The sequence below is a fragment of the Ruegeria sp. CDSC002 genome (assembly GCF_059610905.1).
The window spans coordinates 99,857-121,016 of sequence record NZ_JBXWOM010000011.1; the positions used below are offsets into that span (position 1 = coordinate 99,857).

A 21,160-nucleotide genomic window follows, 5' to 3' on the forward strand; every position below is an offset into this window, starting at 1 on the left:
ACGCCAGGGGATTGAGTCGTGCAAATTGCAGACATTGGAAACGTGCAAATCCACTATCGGATCGATGGTGATCCAGACGGCGCGCCGATTGTGTTTGCCAATTCATTGGGAACCGACCTGCGGCTGTGGGACGATTTGCTGCTGCACCTGCCTGCCGGGCTGCGTATCATCCGATTTGACAAGCGCGGGCACGGCCTGTCCTCTCAACCCCCGGCACCTTATTCGATGGGTGCCCTCGTGCGCGATACGGAAGGTCTGCTTGATTTCCTGAAGGTGCGCGATTGCGTGTTTGTCGGCCTGTCGATCGGCGGACTGATCGGACAAGGGCTGGCCGTCAAACGTCTGGATCAGGTCCGCGCCTTGGTGCTGTCCAACACCGCAGCCAAGATCGGCATCCCTTCGATCTGGCAGGACCGCATGGACGCGGTACAAAAGGGCGGGATCGAGGCCCTGGCTGATGCAACCATGGAGCGCTGGTTTTCCAAGGCATTCCGCGCATCGCCCGAGCATCTGCTTTGGCGCAACATGATGGTGCGCCAGCCAGTGGATGGCTATCTGGGCTGCTGCGCGGCAATCTCTGGCACAGACTTCTACACCCCCACCAGTGGCCTACGCCTGCCGACCCTTGGCATCGCCGGCAGCGAGGACGGATCGACCCCACCGGATCTTGTGCGGGAAACCGTTGACTTGATCCCCGGCTCTCGGTTCGAGCTGATGCGACGCGCTGGGCACTTGCCTTGTGTGGAACAGCCGGCAGAATACGCGGCATTGCTGCACAGCTTTCTGACCGAAATCGGACATGTTTGAAGGAGCCTTGGTTTGGCCGATCTTCTATTAGTCCATGGGTCCTGCCACGGTGCCTGGTGTTGGCGCGACCTTATCCCGGCGTTGGAAGCGCTGGGGCACGAGGTACGCGCCATTGACCTGCCCAGCCACGGATCGGATCCGACGCCTGTTGCCGATGTGACGTTGGACAGCTGTCGGGACACGATTTTGGATGCGACCTCGCGCAATACAATCATTGTCGGTCATTCCTGGGGTGGCTACCCGATCAGTGCCGCGGCCGAAGCCGCGCCGGAGGCCATGCGCGCCCTTGTCTACCTTGCCGCCTACGTCCCGCAAGATGGCCTGTCGATGGTAGAAATGCGCAGACGCGCACCCCGGCAGACAATCCATGATGCCGTCGAAAAATCAACCGACGGTCAGTCGTACATGTTTAAGCCGGACAAAATGCACGATCTGTTCTATCATGACTGCCCACCCAAAACGGTGCCGTACGCGTTTGCGCGCTTGTGCCCTCAAGCCATCGCACCACAGGACACCCCCCTGTCCCTGAGCGACAAATTCGACCGGGTTCCTAAGGCTTATATTCGGACAACCAAGGACCGGACAATTCCGACTGAATACCAGGAACAGATGAGCCATAAAACACCCGAAGCTATGCGGCATACGATTGCCACGTCGCATTCCCCGTTTTTTGCGCAACCCCAAAAACTCGCTAATTTGTTGGACAAAATCGCAAAAGACCTGCCAGGGTCACAAGTCTGAGCACATCCCTTTCAACCCGCATCGTCTGCGGATAAGGTCCGCCCAAATTATCATCCTTGCGGTTCAAATGCGTCTTCCCTTTTTCTTCGTCCTTCTCACGGTCATGATCGACGCCATGGGCATCGGCCTTGTCCTGCCTATCATGCCGGAACTGATCGTCGAAGTTCAGGGCGGCACATTGGCGACAGCTGCGATCTGGGGTGGCATCCTCAGCACCGCGTTTGCCGCCATGCAATTTGTGTTCGGACCGGTTCTGGGTAACCTTTCGGATGCTTACGGGCGACGGGTGGTATTGCTGGTCTCGCTGTTCGTCATGTCACTGGACTATGTTGTCATGGCGCTTGCGGGCAGCATCTGGTTGCTGTTGGCCGGACGCATCGTCGGAGGCATTACGGCTGCCACGCATGCAACGGCGGCGGCCTTCATGGCGGATGTGTCGAAACCCCACGAAAAGGCTGCAAACTTTGGTCTATTGGGCGCAGCATTTGGCGTCGGGTTTGTCTTTGGCCCGGTACTAGGTGGGCTGCTGAGCGAATATGGCACACGTGCACCATTTTGGGCTGCGGCGGGCTTGTCTGCACTGGCCTTCGTCATCGGTGTATGTGTCATGCCCGAGACGGTCACCGACAAGACGCGCCGGGCCTTCAGCCTGAGGCGGGCAAACCCAGTGAACTCGTTGCGCGCGATTGCCGCGTTGCCCGGGATCCGGCCGATGCTGTGGGTCTATCTCCTGTACTCAATATCGATCTATGTCTACCCGGCAATTTGGGCGTATTTCACAACCGAACGGTTCGGCTGGTCACCACAAATGATCGGCCTGTCACTAGGCGTCTACGGGATCGGCATGGCGGCCGTTCAGGGCGGCCTGATCCGTCCCGCAACCAAGTATTTGGGGGAACGCGTCACAATCATCTACGGCATGGGGTTCGAGCTGTTTAGCTTTTTTCTTCTGGCCTTCCTGACCAATGGGATCATTGCCTTGATGCTGATCCCGATCACCGCCATCGGAGCAGTTGTGACCCCTGCCCTGCAGGCCCTGATGTCGCGCAAGACGCCCGACTCGCAACAGGGTGAACTGCAGGGTGTACTGACATCCTTGCACGCTTTGTCGATGGTCATCGCACCGTTGCTCATGACCAGCGTGTTCGCTCAGTTCATCAAGCCCGACGCGGCGATCTACTTGCCAGGCGCACCATTCCTCTTGGCATTCGTCATGATGGTGATCTGTCTTCTTGTGTTTTCCCGTTCACGTGGGGTCATGGCATAACTACGACATCCCTTTGACGGATTCCGCCTTGCAGCGTCCCCATAAGCGCGCCACCGTAGCGCAAAGCGAGAGAGGGACAGCATGCAAACCATCAAAGCCGCCGTTTGCCGGGCGTTCGGTGAACCTCTGGTCATCGAAGATATTCAGATCGCGCCGCCCAAGTCAGATGAGGTCGAGGTGACACTGGATGCGGTGGCAATTTGCCATTCGGACATTTCATTTGCCGGTGGTGCGTGGGGCGGGCATCTTCCTGCCGTCTACGGGCACGAAGCTGCGGGCATTATCACTGCGGTCGGCGACTCGGCAGGTGTGTTTCAGGTTGGGGACCCGGTTGTCGTTACCCTGATCCGGGCATGTGGCTCGTGCCCCTCTTGCGCGGGGGGGAAACCAACTGTCTGCGAAACGCCTTATGATAAGGTCAACGGGCCGTTGCGCACAGCAGATGGCGGACCACTGGAGCAGGCAATGGCCTGCGGAGCATTTGCAGAAAAGGTTGTGGTCAGCCACCGGCAAATTGTCAAAATACCACAGTCGATGCCCAAAGACGTCGCCAGCCTGCTGTCCTGCGGAGTGATCACGGGCGTCGGCGCCGCCGTCAACGCCGCCGGGTTGCGGCCCGGACAGGATGTGGTGGTGATCGGCGCCGGAGGTGTCGGGCTGAACGCAATTCAGGGCGCCCGCATCGCCGGTGCACGCCGCATTGTGGCCGTGGACATGACCGAAGAGAAGCTAGCCATTGCCAAGGAATTCGGCGCGACTCACGGCGTTTTGGCCGATCAGAAAGCCCCCTGGAAGGCCGCCTACAAGGCGCTTGGGGGTCGCGGTGCAGATGCCGTTTTGATCACCGTCGGCGCGATTCCTGCCTACGATCAGGCCCCTCGTTATTTGGGTCCGGGTGGTAAGGCGGTAATGATCGGGATGCCGCACTCCGGGGATATGGCAAGCTACGAGCCGGTAGTTCTGGCCGCGCTGGGTCAGGGTTTGATCGGATCAAAAATGGGCGATGTTGTCATCCAGCGGGATATTCCGTGGATGATCGACCTTTATGATCAGGGACGCCTGAAACTGGATGAGCTGATTTCGGGCCGGTGGTCGCTGTCGCAGATCAACGAAGCGATCGAGGACACCAAAACCGGATCCGCCAAGCGTAACGTGATCGTTTTCGACAGGGATTAACCCGGCAGGGCAGGAGACCACCTGATGAAGCTGCAAGACCTCGATATCATTGTCACCGCCCCTCCTGCGCCCGGATGGGGCGGGCGATATTGGATACTGGTCAAAGTCACGACCGATACTGGGATCACGGGCTGGGGGGAATGCTATGCATCCTCGGTTGGCCCCGAGGCGATGCGCCATGTCATTCGGGACGTGTTCGAACGGCACATGCAGGGCGAGAACCCCGAAAACATCGAGCTGATGTTCCGCCGAGCATACTCCAGCGGGTTTACACAGCGCCCCGATCTGACGGTCATGGGGGCTTTTTCCGGATTGGAAATCGCGTGTTGGGATATTCTGGGCAAAGATCGCGATCGCCCGGTCTACGCCTTGCTGGGCGGATTGGTGAACGAACGCATAAGGGCCTACACCTATCTGTATCCCCTGCCCCAACATAATCTGAACGATTTCTGGACGTCGCCTGAACAAGCGGGCGAATGTGCCGCCGAAATGGTCCGGCGCGGGTTCACAGCCGTCAAGTTCGACCCCGCCGGGCCTTACACTGTTCGGGGCGGGCACATGCCTGCGATGTCCGATATCTCGATGTCTGTTGCGTTCTGCAAAGCAATCCGAGAGGCCGTGGGCGACAAAGCCGATCTGCTGTTCGGCACCCACGGGCAATTCAACACCGCGGGCGCAATCCGGTTGGGTCAGGCGCTTGAACCCTATTCACCGCTTTGGTTCGAAGAACCGACACCTCCGGACATGATTGAAGATATGGCTCGTGTCGCGCGGAACGTTCGGATCCCGGTCGCAACCGGTGAACGCATGACGACCAAGGCCGAATTCTCTGCCGTTTTGCGGGCTGGGGCGGCGGAGATCCTGCAACCCGCGCTGGGGCGTGCCGGCGGAATTTGGGAGATGAAGAAAGTCGCGGCCATCGCCGAAGTCTTCAACGCCCAGATGGCCCCACACCTATACGCCGGTCCGATTGAATGGGCCGCGAATATCCATCTGGCCGCGTCCATCCCCAACCTGCTGCTGCTTGAGACCATAGACACGCCGTTTCACGATCAACTCATCAACGGCTCATTGCAGGTTGAGGCCGGATTTGTCCCCGCGCCGACCGCACCGGGCCTTGGCATCGAGGTGAACGAAGACCTTGCACGGGCGCACCCTTTTAACGGTGATGGCCTGCATCTGCAGATGCAGGAAGAGCCCTGTGATTACGTGAACGGAAACGCCTTTCAAGGTGGTGCCCCTGCAACCGAGGGGTGACAACCCAATAGGTCTTGGGGCACATTGACCCAACCCATAGGTGTTAAACAGGCCACGCGTGACACTCGAAGACGACCAAACCGAACAAACCGAAGCTGCGCTATCTGAAATGAAAGAAAGCGCGGCTCGGGCCTCTGCGTTTCTAAAAACGCTCGCGCATGAGGGTCGGTTGATGATTTTGTGCCATCTGGCCGACGGCGAAAAATCCGTGGGTGAATTGGAGGCCTTGTTGCGTATCCGTCAGGCTGCGGTCAGTCAGATGCTGGCGCGCCTGCGCGCTGAAAACATTGTTGCAACGCGCAGGGACGGAAAATCCATCTATTACTCGCTGAACAACGACGGCGCGGCGCAGGTGATCGCTGTACTTTACGACATGTTCTGCAGCCCCGAAAGCGAATAACCCTTAGTTCGATACATAGCCCGCGATCACCTGCAACAGTTTGAACGCGGTTGCGGCGTCGTTTTCGACCACGGCCAGGAATTCCTCTTCACCAATACGCAGGCACGACAGTTCCGTCTCGGCGATCATGCTCAGCGCTCGAGGTTCCTTGCGGATCAGGCCCAACTCTCCGACCAGGGCACCGGGGCCGACCGTGGCAATCAACTGATCCACTCCGTCAGTTTGCGGAAGGTACAACCCGGCCTCCCCGTCCAGCACCACATAGGCACCGTCGGTTGGCTGATCGTCTTTAAGGAAAACAACCTCTCCTGCTTTGGCATCGAACCAGCGCGCGCCAAAGGCCAGCAGGCGCAGCTGTCGGCGGTCCAGCCCGGAAAACAGCGGTGTCTGTTCCAGCGCGCGCAGCTTGCGCGAGAGGTCAGCCGAGGCGGCACTGTCTTCTTCCACGTCCGCAGGTCCTTCATCCGAGACGACCCGACCTTGCCTGATTTCCACATACATGTCGAACACGCTCGGGTTTTCGAACTGGTCGTTCAGGTAGATCACCGTGGTATCCGGCAGCAGAGCGCGTAGATTTTTGTACACGGCCACTTTCGAGGCCATGTCATAACTGGCCAACGCGTCCTCAAGAATCAGAATATCCGGTTTCTTGATCGTCGCGCGCGTAAAAGACAGAGGTTCAGCAAAGACCGCTGGCAGGTTTTGACCACCCAGCGCCACCGGCACGTCATAGATCAGCTCAATCACCAACGGGCGCGCACCGTTTTCGCTCAATACATCCACGATCAGTTTGCGCGCCTCGTCCGAACGGGCGCCGCCGATCTGACTGACCTTTCCAAACAGGGCGTTCTCAAGAACTGTCAATCCGGGCGCGAATTTTGATTTGTCCAAGGGCACAAATACATCCAGCAACCGCTCCAGCAGCTTTTCGGAATGGCTATGTCGCAGCTCAAGGATGCGGTCCTTGAGGTCGTCGGTGAAGGCTGGTCCGATCTGTTCCGCCGAAATCACAAACGGAACGGCCAGCAGGTTTGCCAACTGTTCATCATTCAGCCCCGATACGCCCTCGTTCCGGGTCTTTTCGACAAGCTCGACCGCAGCCTCGTACGTTTGCGCCTCTAGTCCCAGTTTGCGAAACAGCGGGTGATCGGTGCCGTCCAGGCCGAAAATCTGGCGCAGCATCTCAATCACATCGCGTGTCAGGCTCACCAGTGTCTCGTCCAAACCAAATTCGCGCAACTGCTCAAGGAACACGGTCTGCTGCGCCAAAAGCTCTTGTGTGACGGGGACTTTGGGGGTGGCGAACAACAAGTTCTCCGCAACCGGCAAGGCAGGGTTATAGCGATTGCGGTCAAAGATCAGGGCCTGTTGCTCTAGCCCTGTTGCTTTCACCGCATCCTGAACCAAAGGTCGCAGTTCGACCAGTTTGTCGGCCAGCTCGGGATGCTCGGCGGCATCGAAGACCTGTTCGGCCCCGCGCAAAAACAGCGCCGCGCCGGAACCCATCCCGTCAATCAGTTTCAACCACCAGTCGCGCACCTCTTCAGCGCTGTCTAATCCCGCAGTCGTCGGGTCCAGCCAGTTTGCCTTGAAGGGGTCCGGGCTATTGCCGGCCCGCAACGTCTCATCATATCCGGGGTCGTTTGTTTCGGATGTCTGTGGCTTGAACCGCATCGGCATCATGACGTTGTCGCCCAGCGTACCCTGGAACATTACGGGTCGTGACGAAGCATACCCAATACGGGCGGCCACAACGCTTTGATGCAGCTCTGACAAACGGATTTCACCGATCCGAACCCGGCCCGAGCTGGGCAGAATTTCCCGCGTCAGCAACTCTGCCATAGCGCGGCGATCTTCTTCGCTGGGGGCCGCGATCCCGATGATTTTCCCGCTGGGAAAGGACAGGTCCAAATCATCCAAAACCTGGTTACCGTCCATATCGCGGACCGAGACATGGTCGAGCACGATGTCACCGTTCAGCCTTGGCGTGGCCTCGGGTTCGCCATCGAACAGTTTTTCGTCATGCATTCCGGAAGGTGCAAACCGTTCCGTCACCACGTCCCAGCGCAGCGACATGTCCTGTGTCTGGTTATAATAGGTCAGCAGTTCCTTCCACGGTGAGCTGAGATCCTTATACGCAGCCAGGGCCGCAACCAGCGCACCAAGCGAAACCGACCCCTGCAGGACCAGAAGACCGCCAACCAAATAGAACAGGAACGGCGTCATCTGCGAGATGAAGTTGTTTATGAATTTCATAAAGAACTTCTTCTGGTAGATCTCGAACCGGATACCAAAAAGGCGCCCCAGCTGCTCGGACACCATCGCCCGGCGGTATCGCCACCCACCATTGGCACGCAACGTAGACGCGCCCGCCGCGTTCTCGCCGATCTGGGCGGCCAGCAGACGAACCTCTTGAATGCGTTTTTTGTTCAGAAGGTTGATCTGACGCTGCAGTTTCGGAATCAGCCAGGCTTGCAGAGGGATCAGCGCGACTGCCGCCAACCCAAACCAGAAGCTTTGCAGAAACAGGAAGGACAGGATGGTGATCATCTGACCCGCCTGCAAAACCGGTTGGCTGATCGCGTCCCCCATGAGCCCGCCCATCGGCTCGCTTTCGGCGGTGACCATCGACACCAGCTCACCTTGGCTGACGCGTTCGAAATAGGGTTGCGGGAAACGCAACGCGCGGCTGATCAGCACGTACCGGAACCGGCGCAACATACGCTCGCTCAGCACGCCTTTCATGGTGTTGATGCGCATTTTCATCAGGCCATGCGCCAGCACCGCGATCAGAAATCCGATACACAGAATGATGAGGAATGTCGTCTGAGGCAGGCTATAACCCCAGACATCTACAACCGGGCTGGCCGCGCCAATCGCATCGTTGATGATGCGTTTGGGCAATTCGAGCGTCAGATAAAGTAGAGGAAACAACGTCGAGGTCACGGCCAGCAGAATCAACTGGTCGCGTTTCGAGTATTTCCAAATAAACTGGAAAATTGAACGTTCTATGGAACCTGCCCCTACTAAGGATCACCGAAACGATCTTGACGAAAGTGTCGTAAACCCAACACTCTGAATTTACCTTAGTCCAGCCAAAAGAGGCAAATAGTTTCCAATTTCATCAGTTAATTGCCGAGTGTGAACAAGTTCATTTGCGGAACCACAGATTAGTGCCTAGACTCTGTCTGGGACGATTTCGGGAGGACTCATTTGACTGCCAGTATAGGCGCAGTGCTATTGATGCTCTGCTTGTTGCAGATCAAACATATGTTTGCGGATTTTTTTCTCCAGACTCCGAAAATGTTGGCAGGGCGCGGTGAGTATTTCCACCTGGGCCGCGCGCAGCATGCGGGTGTGCATGTCATCGGGTCAGTGATTGTCTTTTTGATTTTTGGCGCGCCGTGGTCGTTTATTTTGATCATTGCTGCACTGGAATGGGTTGTTCACTTCAATATTGATTTCGCCAAAGCCAGCTATTCGGACAAAAAACAACTGATGCCGACGCAAGCCGCGTTTTGGCGGGCTGCGGGTCTGGACCAGTGCCTGCACAACCTGACATACATCGCCATGGTTTGGGCCTGGGCTGAATTCGCGACCTGATCAGCGATTGCTTCAGGCGACGTTTTCCAGGGATTGCGGACAATACGCGTCTAGCCACATTCGATCCAATTGGTCGATTCTAGCGGCGTCGAAACGTTCTTCTTCCTCCCAATAGCGACCAGACGAAACGAAGTAATTCAACTGTGCCTCTGTCTGCAGTGCCGCTTGCATACCCTTTGTCGAAGGCAGCCTGCCAGACATTAGGGTGTCAGTCGTCACCGAAGGAAAGACCAGCCGGCTTTCATCCTGAGACAGTCGAACTACGCGGCAGTTCTGCGCGGCACCGAACAAAGCCAACCGGGCGGATTTTGCCTCGAGCGATCGCAGCGTCACATCAGCGCGCAAAGGGTCGGCTGCTCCGTTGCCGTAAAAATGGGTCTTGCCGGAATTCGGGTAGATCATGTCACAGCCAAAAAAGGCCACGACGGTTGGCTGCAGCGCGGCCAAGGCCCAGTAACCAGCCGTAAACGCCATCGTGCCACCAGCATATACAAATCCGCCGAACTTGTTTTGATGCGGAACGTATTCATCCGCCTCGACGATGCTTTGGCTGCGAACCAGTTCGTCCGGGCGATTGCAGATAGGGAAGTCCTCGGGATGGATGAGGAAATCCCAATCGTCGCGGATACGCCAGGCGTTGTTGATTGCAACGATGTGGGTAAACGGATCCCGCGACCACTCCCGAGCTGCAGCGGCGGCCGGTGCACTTCCAAGTATCAAAACGCGATGCATCGGTTCGGCCATTCTGGGCCCTGCCCTTTTCCAGTTCCCCGGAAGGATAGAGCGATTTTTTTCCTTAACTACCCCAGTACAGAAAAACTGCTTTCTTCGTTGATCGGACGCTTGCGGGAATAGAACCCGACATCAATGCTCCGCCCGATATAGGGAAGTTCATATTGCAGCGGCTGCGCATCGTGATCCGCGCCGCCTTCACAATACGCGATCAGGGCCGTCATCATCTTGCCTGCGATCGGCGCGTTCTTGTACTGGTTCCCACTGGTCCCGCAGGCCATGTAGAACCCCGGCAGGCTGGATTTGTCATAGATCGGAATCCAGTCTGTGGATGCGTCATACAGGTCCACAACTCCGCGCGTTTTGGACGGGATGCCAAGACTTGGGACGCGCTGCGCGTATCGCATGGCCTGCGTTGTCCACTGGTCGGTGAAATCGTGGTTGTAATCCGCATCATCCTCACACCACTGATGCGGGTCACATTCCGGATCTTCCGAGCCAACCAGAATGTGGTTGCCGTGCTCGGGTCGACAGTAGCAGGCAATATCGCTGTCCGAGACAATCGTTCCGTCGTTTTCGAAATCAAACCCCTCGGGTGCGGGGACGTGCACAACCTCTTGCCGCAAGGGGCGGGTTTCGATCGTCATGTCGTCCAGAACACCCGCCATCTTGTTGATGATCGCCGAGCCGGGGCCCGCGACGTTCACGACGACTTTTGCGTGGATTTCTTCGCCCGAGGCAAGTTTGACACCCGAAACCCGACCGTCGCTGGACAATATCTCGACCACTTCGGCACCAGTGCGCACTTCTGCGCCATGCAGCTTGGCAGCATCCATCAAGTTCTGCGCGGACAAAGCCGGGTCGGTGACGTATCCCGCCTGCGGCCAGAACACACCGCCTTGCATCTTGCGCCCGTTCGGGTGCCCGAATTCCGGATCATCCATACGGCGCGCCGGCGCGAAACTGTCCTGCGAGTAGATCGGCAGGCGCTCGGTAACTTTATCGGTTGACCATTCTTCGAACGGGCAATCCAGATCGGCACTGTTCTTCATGTGCTTTTCAAGCAAGCCATTGGCATCGGTCTTCATCACCAGACAGCCGGTCTCGCGAAATTGCGCCAGATTGACATCCTCGGGCAGGCCGAGGTAGTCCGCCCAATCGCGCCAATAGTGGTAACCTTCCCACGCAAACGCCGTTCCATCGAAGGTCGAATAGTGCATCCGAATAATCGCACATGACCCCGCGGTCGAACCGTGGCCAACCTGACTGTTTCGGTCCAGCGACAGGGTTTTCCAGCCTGCTTTGGCCATTTCAAAGGCGATGGCCGCGCCGATCACACCTGTTCCGATGATGATTGCGTCAGGTTGACTCATGAGGCTTCTCCCTTCCAATAGCGCGCTGAATAGGCGCTGAATTCTTCGACTTCTTCGGGCTTGGGCTCAACCCCGGTGAAGACATAAAGGTAATGCGGAACCATTGCGATCCGCGTGGACATTGGCTCGTTCAGCTGCGCCAGATCATAACCGATCTGCATATAGTACAGCACGCGGGCACGCGTTTCGGCCTCGACTTCGGAATAGCCATAGCGCGCGAACATGGCGTGAAGCGCTTCGAGCCTGCGCGCATCCGATTGATCAAGCGCCCGGCGCACTTTGCCTGATTTGCGCGCCCAATCCCGGACGGCAAAATCCAACGCGGTATCGAACAGTTCAGTATTCACCACGCAACGATGCACGTTGCAAACGGCTGCGGTTATCGTATCCGCCGGGGCATTGGCCTGCGCGACCAAAGCCGCTGTATTCGTCGCATGCCAGCGCGCAAGCAGGGCGTCCAAAAGCTCTTGGCGGGATTTGAAGTACCAATAGAAGGAGGATCGTGACACAGCCATTCGTTCAGCCAGGTTCAGGACCTTGATTTGGTCCACACCGTCCGAGATCAGGACATCCATAGCCACGTTCAGCCAGTCGTCACGCGTGACCTTGATATTGCCGACCAAAGGCTCGGCTTCGGGGTCGTCCCTGTGCAGGATGGGCTTGGTACTCATTCAACTCTCCGGCGGAGCGCCGCCCTCAGCGGTACGGCGCGCAATGAACTCATGCAAGGCACCCATGCGGTCGCTGTCACATGAAGGCGCTTTGAAGTCAGACAGAATACTCTTCCAAACCGCGGTCGCGCGATGATTGGCATCCATCGATCCGCGCTCTGTCCAGGTTCCGAAATTTGCATAATCGTGCAAATGCGGTTCATAGAATTCGGTGTTGTACCGCTCCATCGTCTGGCTTGAGGCAAAGAAGTGCCCGCTGGGTTCAACTTCACTCAGGGCGGTGTCGAAACCGATCTCGGCTGTACCTGCCTGCGCCCCTGCACAAAGCTCGGCCACCATGTTCAGAACCTCGGCATCGCAGATCATTTTCTCAAAAGAAACGGTCAAGCCACCCTCCAGCCAACCGGCCGAGTGAATGATTACTGTCGCTCCTGCCATCAGACAGCCCCAAAGACCAAACTGGTTTTCATTCGCTGCTTGAACATCGTTGATGTTCGACGCTGATCCGGCAGCTGACCGCCAAGGTAGGCCCAGATGCCGGGCCAATTGACCTGCGGCAAGCGAAGCCAGGAAATGTGAGGGTGTTCCAAATGCGGGCGCACCCGATTTCATATCCACGTTGCTGGTGAACGTGCCATAACACACCGGCGCACCCGGCTTGGTCAGCTGTGTCAGCGTCAGCGCCGCCAGCGCCTCGGCATGCGACAGCGTAATCGCCCCGGCCACAGTAATCGGGGCCATCGCGCCCATCAGAGTAAACGGCGTGATGATCGACATCTGTCCATTGCGGGCGAAATCTATCAGCCCTTGCGCCATCGGTATGTCCAGCGTGCGCGGGCTGTTCGTATTGATGATCGTGTAGCAATGTGCGCCCGCCTGAAACTCATCGTCCGACAGCCCCCGCGCGATGGACAGCATTTCAAAGCAATCCATCACCTGCGGCGTCCCGCGTGAGAAAAAGAACGGGAACTTGTCGGTCAACTCTATCTGGGCCTGCGTCGTGAAGTAGTGGCGCAGGTTGGTTGGCACGTCCTGAGGCTCGACCTGAGGCGAGATCATCTGGAATACATCGAAATGATGCGTAAGCTTGAGGAACTCCAGATAGTCCTGCCCCGAGGCCGGGCGGCGGCCGCGTTCAAGATCTGTCGCGTTCGGTGCCCCTGCCCCCGGTTGAAACACCAAACTACCTAGCTCAAGGGTGAAGTCTCTGTGTCGCGCGCCTGCATGGCACGCAATCGACTTTGGTGCTGATGCAACGGCGGCTTCAACAATGTCGCGGCCGATAAAGACCATTTCGGTGTCTTCATACACACGCGCGCCAGCCTTTTCAAATATGCGCCGCGCTTCAGGCAACAGACATTTGACCCCTAGCTCTTGCAGTGTCCGAAGTGCTGTCTCGTGCATTTCCGCAATCTGATCCGCCGGGAAAACCTCCATCAAAGGAAACGGATTTTTGAGTTGTCGGTAGTTCACATCGCGTGTTGGGCCAGTGGCGGCATCGGTGCTGCGTCCGCGCCTTCGTCGCCCGCGTTCAGGTGTTTGCGACATCATCATCAGCCCCTCATCGCTTTGCCTTGAGGATCGTAAGGCGAAGGTGCGATGACCCGCGCCGAGCGCTCAACGCCAACTACGTGCACCGACAATTTTGTCCCCGGCTCGGCCTTTTCGCGATTGACCAACGCCATTGCCAGCGACTTTCCAGTGTAGTGTCCAAACCCACCCGAAGTGACGAAGCCAACGCGCTCATCGCCCGCCCAAACGGGTTCGTATCCGCTGGCGTCCGCGTCTGCGGCGTCCACTTCCAGTGTTACCTGAATTTGCGCTGGTCCATTGCCGTCACGTTCTGCGACCGCGGCATCTTTCCCGACAAATTCCTTGTCCCAGTCGATCCAGCGATCCATTCCGGTCATGCCCGGAGTGTAGAGCTGCGTGAACTCGGCCGACCAGATGCCAAAGCTCTTTTCAAGGCGTGTCGACAGCATCGCGTTGAAGCCGCATTCGCGAATGCCCTCCTCGGCTCCGGCCTCCATCAGCATCCGGCGAAGCTTGATGTGATCGCCATAGCGGCAGTTGATCTCGTATCCTTTCTCACCGGTCACGGACATGCGGGCAACACGTGCGCGAACGAGCCCGATGTCGAAATCACCACAGCCCATGAATTTGAGGTCCGAGATGTCCTGTTCGGCCAGTTTTTCCACAACCGCTTGCGATTTGGGACCGACTACGGCGAAACCGCAATATTCCTCGCCCAGATCCCGGACAGTAACGCCGTCGATCATGTGATCGTCGAACCACCGCATGTGCCACGCGCGCAGATAGTAGCTGCCCATGATCCACCAGGTACCATCGCCCCAGTTCAGAACTGTCAGGTCCCCCTTGAGCCGCCCGTTTTCACCCAACATAGGCGCCAGCTTTGCACGACCCGGCGCAGGTAGTTTCGAGACCATGACTTTGTCGAGCCACACTTCTGCATTTGGTCCCGAGACCTCGAACCGCGAAAAGCCCGAGATGTCCAACAAACCAGCACCTTCGCGGATTACCTTGCATTCCTCAGCTACGATTTCGTGTGCATTCGACCGCTTGAGCGTCGGTGTTTCCTCGAACCCTTTCGGCGCGAAATACAACGGCACTTCAAGATCCCAGCTGACGCCCCATTTGCAGCCCGCATCCGTCATCGCGTCATGCGCCGGGGCCATCTTTAGCGGCCGCCCCGCGGGCAGTTGCTCGTTCGGGTAGGTCATAACAAAACGACGGGAATAAAACTGGCCCGTGGTTTCACGGATATACCGCTTGTTCTGCGCAAAATCGCCAAAACGCGCCACGTCCATCGGCCAGGCATCCGCCTCGGGCTCGCCATGGATCATCCACTCGGCCAGTGTCTTGCCGACACCGCCGCCCTGCAAGAAGCCCGCCATGACAGCACAGGCCGACCAATAGCCGCGCTTGCCCGGCACCGGACCGACCAATGGGTTGCCGTCGGGGGCAAAGGTAAAGGCACCGTTTACCCATGTCTTGATGCCCACGTTCTGAATCGACGGATAACGGTCAAAGCCAAGCGTCAGCTCATTCTCGATCCGGTCGAGCTGTTCCTGAAACAGCTCTTCACCATAGTTCCAAGGCGCACCGTCCATGGCCCAGTGTTCGTGATCGACCTCATAAATACCGACCAGAACCCCTTTCTGATCCTGCCGCATATAGGTGAACCCTTCGAGGTCGACGGTCATCGGCATCTCGAAATCTGCCTCGGCGACCTCGGGCACAGTATCAGTGATAAGATAGTGGTGCTTGAGCGGTGAAACCGGCAGCTCCACCCCCGCCATACGCCCCACCTGCTTGGCCCAGAGGCCGGCGGCGTTGACCACGTGTTCACAGGTGATCGTGCCCTTGTCGGTGACGACCTGCCAGCCATCGCCGGTTTGGATTAGTTCTTCGACCATGGTTTCTTCGTAATACTCCGCGCCCCTCTTTTTCGCCGCTGTCGCATAGGCCTGTACCGTGCCAGTCGTGTCGATATACCCCTCGCGGTCTGCCCACATCGCGCCCAAAACGCCGTCGGTGGACATGATTGGGCAACGCCTTTGCGCCTCTTCCGGAGACAGCAATTCGCAGTCATCAATGCCGATAGACTGGAAGATGCGGTAATTCGCCTGCAGCCATTCCCACCGTTCGGGCGTTCCGGCCAACGTCAGGCCACCGGTCATGTGCAAGCCGATATTCTGACCCGATTCCTTTTCGATCTCGCTGAGCAGGTCGATTGTATACGCCTGCAAGGACGCCATGTTTGGGTCCGCATTCAGAGCGTGAATGCCGCCAGCCGCATGCCAGGACGAGCCGGACGCCAGCCGCCGCCGTTCCAGCATAACCACATCTGTCCAGCCAAACTTGGCCAGATGATACAGAACCGAGGCGCCCACGACGCCGCCCCCGATGACCACAACGCGATACTGAGAATTCATCCTTCGCTCCCCTGCATGTCTCACGAGGGACGCTAGAGGCACTGTTCACATCTGTCTAGACATTTCTGTACAGTTCTGCGCCTACCAAGAAACCGCCTTGGTGCGGCAGTTTTCAAAGTTGTGCGCTGGGACGGGAAGCGATCTTATCAAACCACGCTAAAGTGGCTGTGTTTTCTTGCGGAATTCGCTTTTTGATCACGCGGGCAAAGTCAACGAAGACAAAGGTGGAAATGTCAGCCAGAGTGAAATCCGAACCTGCGATGAACGCGCTTTCGCTCAGCCGCTGTTCCAGAAGCGAAAAGAAATGGTCAACGCGCGTTGACCCGCGCTGCGCCAGCTCTGGGATTTGCGGGTGATTCACCGGGCCCGGAATCGCCCTGTCGGCAAAGGCCGGATGGGTATTGCGCAACGCCTCGGCTACTGGCGCGCCGCCCTGTTGCTCAACGATGCTGTTCCACATCAGAACCTGCCCCTTTTCATCGGGTGTGCGCCCCATCAGCGGTGGCTCGGGAAACCGCGCCTCAAGGTAAGCGGCGATCCCCAGATTCTCGGTTAGCGTGCTGCCCTCATCCGTCACCAGCACCGGAACCGTTGCATTGGGGTTCACCGCGCGAAAGTCGTCACTGAGTTGTTCACCTTTGCCGATCGATATTTCTCGGGTTTCGATATCCAAACCCTTTTCGGCAATGAACATGCGCGCCCGCCGCGGGTTGGGGGCCGTGGAACAATCATAAAAAAGCATCGGACTCTCCTGTCTGATCAGCGGCGGTAGATGAAACAGCGCCCCTCGACGGCCCCTTCAGGAAGGGAAACTTCGGTCAAGGTATCGAAATACATCCGGTCGCTGGACACCATCAAACCACCGTCGGCCAATAGCGGCTCGATCAATGGTGAGACAAATCTGGCGAAGTCGTCGTTCTTTTTGCGGTTGTGGCCGCCCAGATCCGCGTGGATCAGACTGGCTGTGGCTCCGAACCGATCCACCGAGGCCGGTAGTGTTTCGCGCACATCCCCCAAAATCACCCGATCTGCGGGCGGCGTGGAATCCGGATGCGACGCCACGGCTCGCTCAAACACATAAACAGGTCGACCTGAAATATACTGCACCATGTGATGATAGGTGCGCCCGTTGCCCAACCCCAGTTCGAACACTGGCCCAGGCATTCCTTTGGTTTCAGAGATGGCGAAATCCAGACAGGCCCGTTGGGACACCATACGGTCGATGAACAGATCCAGGCGGCTTTGGTTGTCGGGCACGGGGAAATCTCTCCTTGATATCAGTCAGCTCATGATTTGGGGCCGACACCGCATGTGATGACAAATCCTCAAGGATTTGTGTAGGTAAATTGGCCTAAGTTTCACATTTTCGCGACAATTCGGCCCAAGAACGGGTTTGACTACACAGGCACAACCGCGCGAGACTAAGTCAAAAAACACAGGGAGTTGAATACGCCGATGTCGAACCACGGACGAACGGGTGGAAAACCCGCATGACTGCGTTGTTGTCCGTCAGAGACCTCAGCATCGGTTTTGGTGCGGGCGACTCAGTTGTCAAAGGTGTCAACTTTGATGTCGAGGCTGGGCAGACATTGGCTCTGGTCGGTGAATCCGGATCGGGAAAAACCATCTCGTGCCGGGCGGCCTTGCGTATTCTGCCACGTGCCGCGCAAATCCGCAGTGGCACGATAACCCTGAACGATTCAAAAGGCTTCGAGGATCTGACCAAGATCAGCGAACGCCAGATGCGCGACATTCGCGGCAATCGGGTTTCGATGATTTTTCAAGAACCGATGCGATCACTATCCCCGTTGCACAAGATCGGCAATCAGGTCAGCGAGGTCTTGTGGCTGCATCGGAGCGCGTCCGAGGCGCAAGCCCGCAAAGAGGTCCTGACCCAATTCGAACGCGTGGGCTTTCCTGATCCGCAGCGCGCTTATGATTCTTACCCGTTCGAGTTGTCGGGCGGCATGCGCCAGCGCGCCATGATTGCGATGGCAATGGTTTCCAAGCCGGAACTGCTGATCGCGGATGAGCCAACGACCGCGCTGGACGTAACGACACAAGCGCAAGTGCTTGGTCTGATCAAAGAACTACAGCGCGAGACAGGAATGGCTCTGATCCTTGTGACGCACGATCTTGGTGTGGTTGCCAATATGGCAGAACAGGTCGTTGTCATGCACAAGGGTCGCGTGATGGAGTCAGGGGCAGCCGCCCCGATCCTAAGCGCCCCGGCGCACCCCTACACACAACAATTGTTCAACGCGGCCCCTGCAATTCCCGACGAAGATTCGGTCGGGCTGCCTATGCCGGATGATGACCTCATTCTACAGATGAAGGGGGTGTCCAAGACCTACACTATGCGGTCCAGCAGGGGCTGGCAGGGGGACAAGCTGATCCATGCCTGCCGAGGTGTGGATCTGAAATTAGCCCGCGGCAAAACACTGGCAATCGTCGGCGAAAGTGGCTCGGGCAAAACAACGGCCGCGCGGATCGCCCTTGGCGCGGAACTGCCCGATCCGGGTGGCGAGGTTCTGTTTCGCACCTCGCCAGGCGAAGACCCGATCACTGTGCACCACATGAACCGCTCTCAGCGCACAGCCTTTCAACGCAAGGCGCAGATGGTGTTTCAGGACCCGTACAGCTCGCTCAGTCCGCGGATGCGCATTCAAGACGCTCTGACCGAACCATTGGAAATCCACTCCATTGGTTCGACCGCCGAACAGCGGGACAAAGCGGTCGAGATGCTGCAGCGCGTCGGACTGAATGGTGATATGCTCAAACGCTATCCCCATGCCTTTTCCGGCGGACAGCGGCAACGCCTGTCGATTGCGCGGGCGATGATGCTGGACCCGCAGCTGATTGTCTGTGACGAACCGACATCGGCACTGGATGTATCGGTTCAGGAACAGATCCTGACCTTGCTGGAAAACCTGCAGGACCGGTTGAACCTGTCCTACCTGTTCATCTCGCACGACCTTGCGGTTGTGGCGCGCATTGCCGACGAAGTGGCCGTGATGCGCCGGGGTCTTGTCGTCGAACAGGCCCCACCCGAGACGCTATTTTATAACCCCCGACACCCTTACACCAAGGCGCTGATTGCCGCCCAACCAGAACCCGACATCAACCGGCCCATCGACCTTAAACTGGTTGCGTTGGGCGCTGGTTCACCAGACAGTTGGGATGACACCTTCCGATTTACGGACTCCGTGATACCCTCACTGGTAGAGATGGAGCCCGGCCATAAGGTACGATGCCATGTTTAAAACCACTCGCCCGCTTATTCTGGCTGCCACGTTGGTCGCCACTTTGGTCCTGCCCGCCACTGCAGGAACACCGACCCCTCAGGAAAGCGAATTCTGGCAAGCCGAGGTCAGCGCCGGGAATCTGCCGCCGGTCGCAGAGCGCCTACCGGCCGAACCTTTGATCGTGGATCTGGCAGCCAAAGGCCGCGAGTTTGGTGCCCCCGGTGGTACCCTGCGCACCATGGTGACCCGGTCAAAAGACATCCGCCAGATGGTCGTCTACGGGTATGCGCGATTGGTTGGGTTTGACGAAAACTACGACATCGTCCCTGATCTTCTGGAGTCCTATGAAAACGAAGGTAATCGAAAGTTCACACTGCATCTGCGTGACGGCCACAAGTGGTCCGATGGATCGCCGTTCACATCCGAAGACTTTCGTTATTGGTGGGAAGACGTTGCCAACAATGAAATGCTCAGCCCGTCTGGCCCACCTGACTTCCTGATTGTTGAAGGTAAAACGCCAACCGTGACCTTCCCGGATGAGACAACTATTGTCTTTGAGTGGGAAAACCCAAATCCTGATTTCCTGCAGTCGCTGGCCCAAGCGCGCCCGCCATTCATCTACCGGCCGTCTGAATTCCTCAAACAGTATCACGAGAAGTTCGCAGATGCTGAAGACCTCGCCTTTCAGGTCGAAGACGCACGGGTCAAAAGCTGGGCGGCGCTGCACAACAAGCTGGACAACCTCTACAAGTTCGACAACCACGAACTCCCGACGCTGCAGCCTTGGCTGAATGCAAGTTCGGGCAAGAAGATCCGCCACAATTTCGTTCGCAACCCTTATTATCACCGCATCGATTCCAACGGCGTTCAGTTGCCCTATATCGACATCGTCGAGATGGAAATCGTCGCTGCTGGCTTGGTCGCGGCCAAGACCAATGCTGGCGAAACTGATCTGCAGGGGCGCGGTCTGGCGTTTCGCGATGCATCTATCCTGAAAAAGGGTGAAGCCGGCGGAGACTACAAAACTCTGCTGTGGAAGACCGGTGTCGCATCGCAAATCGCGATCTACCCGAACCTGAACTACTCGGATGAAGTTTGGCGCGACGTTCTGCGCGATGTTCGTGTTCGCCGGGCGCTGTCCCTGGCCATCGACCGCAAAACCATCAATCAAGCGCTCTATTTCAAACTGGCCCATCCCGGTGCGATGTCCGTTTTACCCGCGTCTCCGTTCTATGACGAGGAAAACGCAAAAGCCTGGGCGCAGTATGACGTTGAGATGGCCAACGCCCTCCTGGACGAAGCTGGCCTGGCCGAGCGCGATAAAAACGGCATTCGCCTGCTGCCGGATGGGCGCCCGATGGAACTGATCATCGAAACCGCAGGAGAGCGGCAAGAGGTTGAGAACGCGCTTCAGATCGTCACCGATACATGGCGTGAAATTGGTGTGGACCTGATCATGCGCCCACTGGACCGGGACATTCTGCGCAACCGCGTTTTTGCTGGCAACACCATGGCCTCAGTTTGGTTTGGCTGGGATGACGGTATCCCGCAGGCGCACACTTCCCCTGCTTATTTGGCACCTACGGATCAGGTGTTTCTGGCCTGGCCCAAATGGGGACAATTTTACCAAACCGGCGGCGATGTTGGTGAAGCGCCTGACATGCCCGAGGCTGAACGTCTAATGCAGCTGGCCCATGATTGGGAGGTAGCTACCACCGACGAAGAGCGTTCGGCAGTCTGGTCAGAAATGCTGAACATCCACGCTGATCAGCTTTTCGCCATCGGAATTCTGAACGGCGCGCCGCAGCCCATCGTAGTGTCCAACCGTCTGCGCAACGTGCCCGAGCAGGGCATGTGGGCGTGGGAGCCCGGCGCACATTTTGGCATTCACCGCCCCGACGAATTCTTTTTCGCCGACTAATCAGGAGCAGC

The 21,160-nt window shown here is 57.6% G+C and carries 17 protein-coding genes; 9 read left to right on the top strand and 8 right to left on the bottom strand.

Going from position 1 to position 21,160, the window contains the following annotated elements; all coding sequences use genetic code 11:
* The first annotated feature begins 18 nt into the window (after positions 1 to 18).
* The 6 genes from pcaD to AC2FJE_RS18910 all read left to right on the top strand — a co-directional run bounded on the left by pcaD (position 19) and on the right by AC2FJE_RS18910 (position 5,648).
* Positions 19 to 807 carry a 3-oxoadipate enol-lactonase gene (gene pcaD, locus AC2FJE_RS18885; protein WP_496757636.1) on the top strand — a complete coding sequence of 263 codons (789 nt, stop codon included), beginning with the start codon at positions 19 to 21 and terminating at the stop codon, positions 805 to 807.
* 12 nt (positions 808 to 819) lie between these two features.
* Positions 820 to 1,548 carry an alpha/beta fold hydrolase gene (locus tag AC2FJE_RS18890; RefSeq protein ID WP_496757640.1) on the top strand — a complete coding sequence of 243 codons (729 nt, stop codon included), beginning with the start codon at positions 820 to 822 and terminating at the stop codon, positions 1,546 to 1,548.
* Positions 1,549 to 1,615: 67 nt separating this feature from the next.
* The gene (locus AC2FJE_RS18895; protein ID WP_058273145.1) at positions 1,616 to 2,815 is read left to right on the top strand and encodes a TCR/Tet family MFS transporter; all 1,200 of its coding nucleotides are present in this window, start codon (positions 1,616 to 1,618) and stop codon (positions 2,813 to 2,815) included.
* Positions 2,816 to 2,896: 81 nt separating this feature from the next.
* Complete coding sequence (locus tag AC2FJE_RS18900) at positions 2,897 to 3,991, top strand: Zn-dependent alcohol dehydrogenase (RefSeq protein WP_496699721.1); 1,095 nt, start codon at positions 2,897 to 2,899, stop codon at positions 3,989 to 3,991.
* A 24-nt stretch (positions 3,992 to 4,015) separates the two neighbouring features.
* Positions 4,016 to 5,248 (top strand): mandelate racemase/muconate lactonizing enzyme family protein, encoded by a 1,233-nt coding sequence (locus tag AC2FJE_RS18905; RefSeq protein ID WP_282170729.1) that lies wholly within the window; start codon positions 4,016 to 4,018, stop codon positions 5,246 to 5,248.
* 109 nt (positions 5,249 to 5,357) lie between these two features.
* On the top strand, positions 5,358 to 5,648 hold the full coding sequence (locus tag AC2FJE_RS18910) for an ArsR/SmtB family transcription factor (RefSeq protein WP_282170800.1): 291 nt from the start codon (positions 5,358 to 5,360) through the stop codon (positions 5,646 to 5,648).
* Positions 5,649 to 5,651: 3 nt separating this feature from the next.
* Here AC2FJE_RS18910 and AC2FJE_RS18915 read toward each other — a convergent pair whose 3' ends face one another.
* The gene (locus AC2FJE_RS18915) at positions 5,652 to 8,648 is read right to left on the bottom strand and encodes a cyclic nucleotide-binding domain-containing protein (RefSeq protein ID WP_496761313.1); all 2,997 of its coding nucleotides are present in this window, start codon (positions 8,646 to 8,648) and stop codon (positions 5,652 to 5,654) included.
* 243 nt (positions 8,649 to 8,891) lie between these two features.
* On the opposite strand from AC2FJE_RS18915, the gene AC2FJE_RS18920 reads away from it, so the two are divergent.
* On the top strand, positions 8,892 to 9,251 hold the full coding sequence (locus AC2FJE_RS18920; RefSeq protein ID WP_496761315.1) for a DUF3307 domain-containing protein: 360 nt from the start codon (positions 8,892 to 8,894) through the stop codon (positions 9,249 to 9,251).
* 12 nt (positions 9,252 to 9,263) lie between these two features.
* Here AC2FJE_RS18920 and AC2FJE_RS18925 read toward each other — a convergent pair whose 3' ends face one another.
* The 7 genes from AC2FJE_RS18925 to AC2FJE_RS18955 all read right to left on the bottom strand — a co-directional run bounded on the left by AC2FJE_RS18925 (position 9,264) and on the right by AC2FJE_RS18955 (position 17,240).
* The gene (locus AC2FJE_RS18925; RefSeq protein ID WP_496761292.1) at positions 9,264 to 9,995 is read right to left on the bottom strand and encodes a hypothetical protein; all 732 of its coding nucleotides are present in this window, start codon (positions 9,993 to 9,995) and stop codon (positions 9,264 to 9,266) included.
* Positions 9,996 to 10,051: 56 nt separating this feature from the next.
* Positions 10,052 to 11,356, bottom strand: a complete 1,305-nt coding sequence (locus tag AC2FJE_RS18930) for an NAD(P)/FAD-dependent oxidoreductase (RefSeq protein WP_496761293.1) — start codon at positions 11,354 to 11,356, stop codon at positions 10,052 to 10,054.
* On the bottom strand, positions 11,353 to 12,027 hold the full coding sequence (locus AC2FJE_RS18935) for a TetR/AcrR family transcriptional regulator (RefSeq protein WP_496761295.1): 675 nt from the start codon (positions 12,025 to 12,027) through the stop codon (positions 11,353 to 11,355). Before AC2FJE_RS18935 ends, AC2FJE_RS18930 begins: the two co-directional genes overlap by 4 nt.
* Positions 12,028 to 13,578, bottom strand: a complete 1,551-nt coding sequence (locus AC2FJE_RS18940; protein ID WP_496761316.1) for a trimethylamine methyltransferase family protein — start codon at positions 13,576 to 13,578, stop codon at positions 12,028 to 12,030. It abuts the gene before it with no gap.
* A 2-nt stretch (positions 13,579 to 13,580) separates the two neighbouring features.
* Positions 13,581 to 15,983 carry a GcvT family protein gene (locus AC2FJE_RS18945; RefSeq protein ID WP_496761296.1) on the bottom strand — a complete coding sequence of 801 codons (2,403 nt, stop codon included), beginning with the start codon at positions 15,981 to 15,983 and terminating at the stop codon, positions 13,581 to 13,583.
* Positions 15,984 to 16,095: 112 nt separating this feature from the next.
* Positions 16,096 to 16,725: a glutathione S-transferase family protein gene (locus AC2FJE_RS18950; RefSeq protein ID WP_496757654.1), complete on the bottom strand. Its 630-nt coding sequence runs from the start codon at positions 16,723 to 16,725 to the stop codon at positions 16,096 to 16,098.
* 17 nt (positions 16,726 to 16,742) lie between these two features.
* Positions 16,743 to 17,240, bottom strand: coding sequence for a class I SAM-dependent methyltransferase (locus AC2FJE_RS18955; protein WP_282170721.1), 498 nt, complete (start codon positions 17,238 to 17,240; stop codon positions 16,743 to 16,745).
* Positions 17,241 to 17,473: 233 nt separating this feature from the next.
* Here AC2FJE_RS18955 and AC2FJE_RS18960 point away from each other — a divergent pair, with 233 nt between their 5' ends.
* The gene (locus AC2FJE_RS18960) at positions 17,474 to 19,246 is read left to right on the top strand and encodes an ABC transporter ATP-binding protein (RefSeq protein ID WP_058273134.1); all 1,773 of its coding nucleotides are present in this window, start codon (positions 17,474 to 17,476) and stop codon (positions 19,244 to 19,246) included.
* Positions 19,239 to 21,149: an ABC transporter substrate-binding protein gene (locus AC2FJE_RS18965; protein WP_282170719.1), complete on the top strand. Its 1,911-nt coding sequence runs from the start codon at positions 19,239 to 19,241 to the stop codon at positions 21,147 to 21,149. Before AC2FJE_RS18960 ends, AC2FJE_RS18965 begins: the two co-directional genes overlap by 8 nt.
* Positions 21,150 to 21,160: the final 11 nt, after the last annotated feature.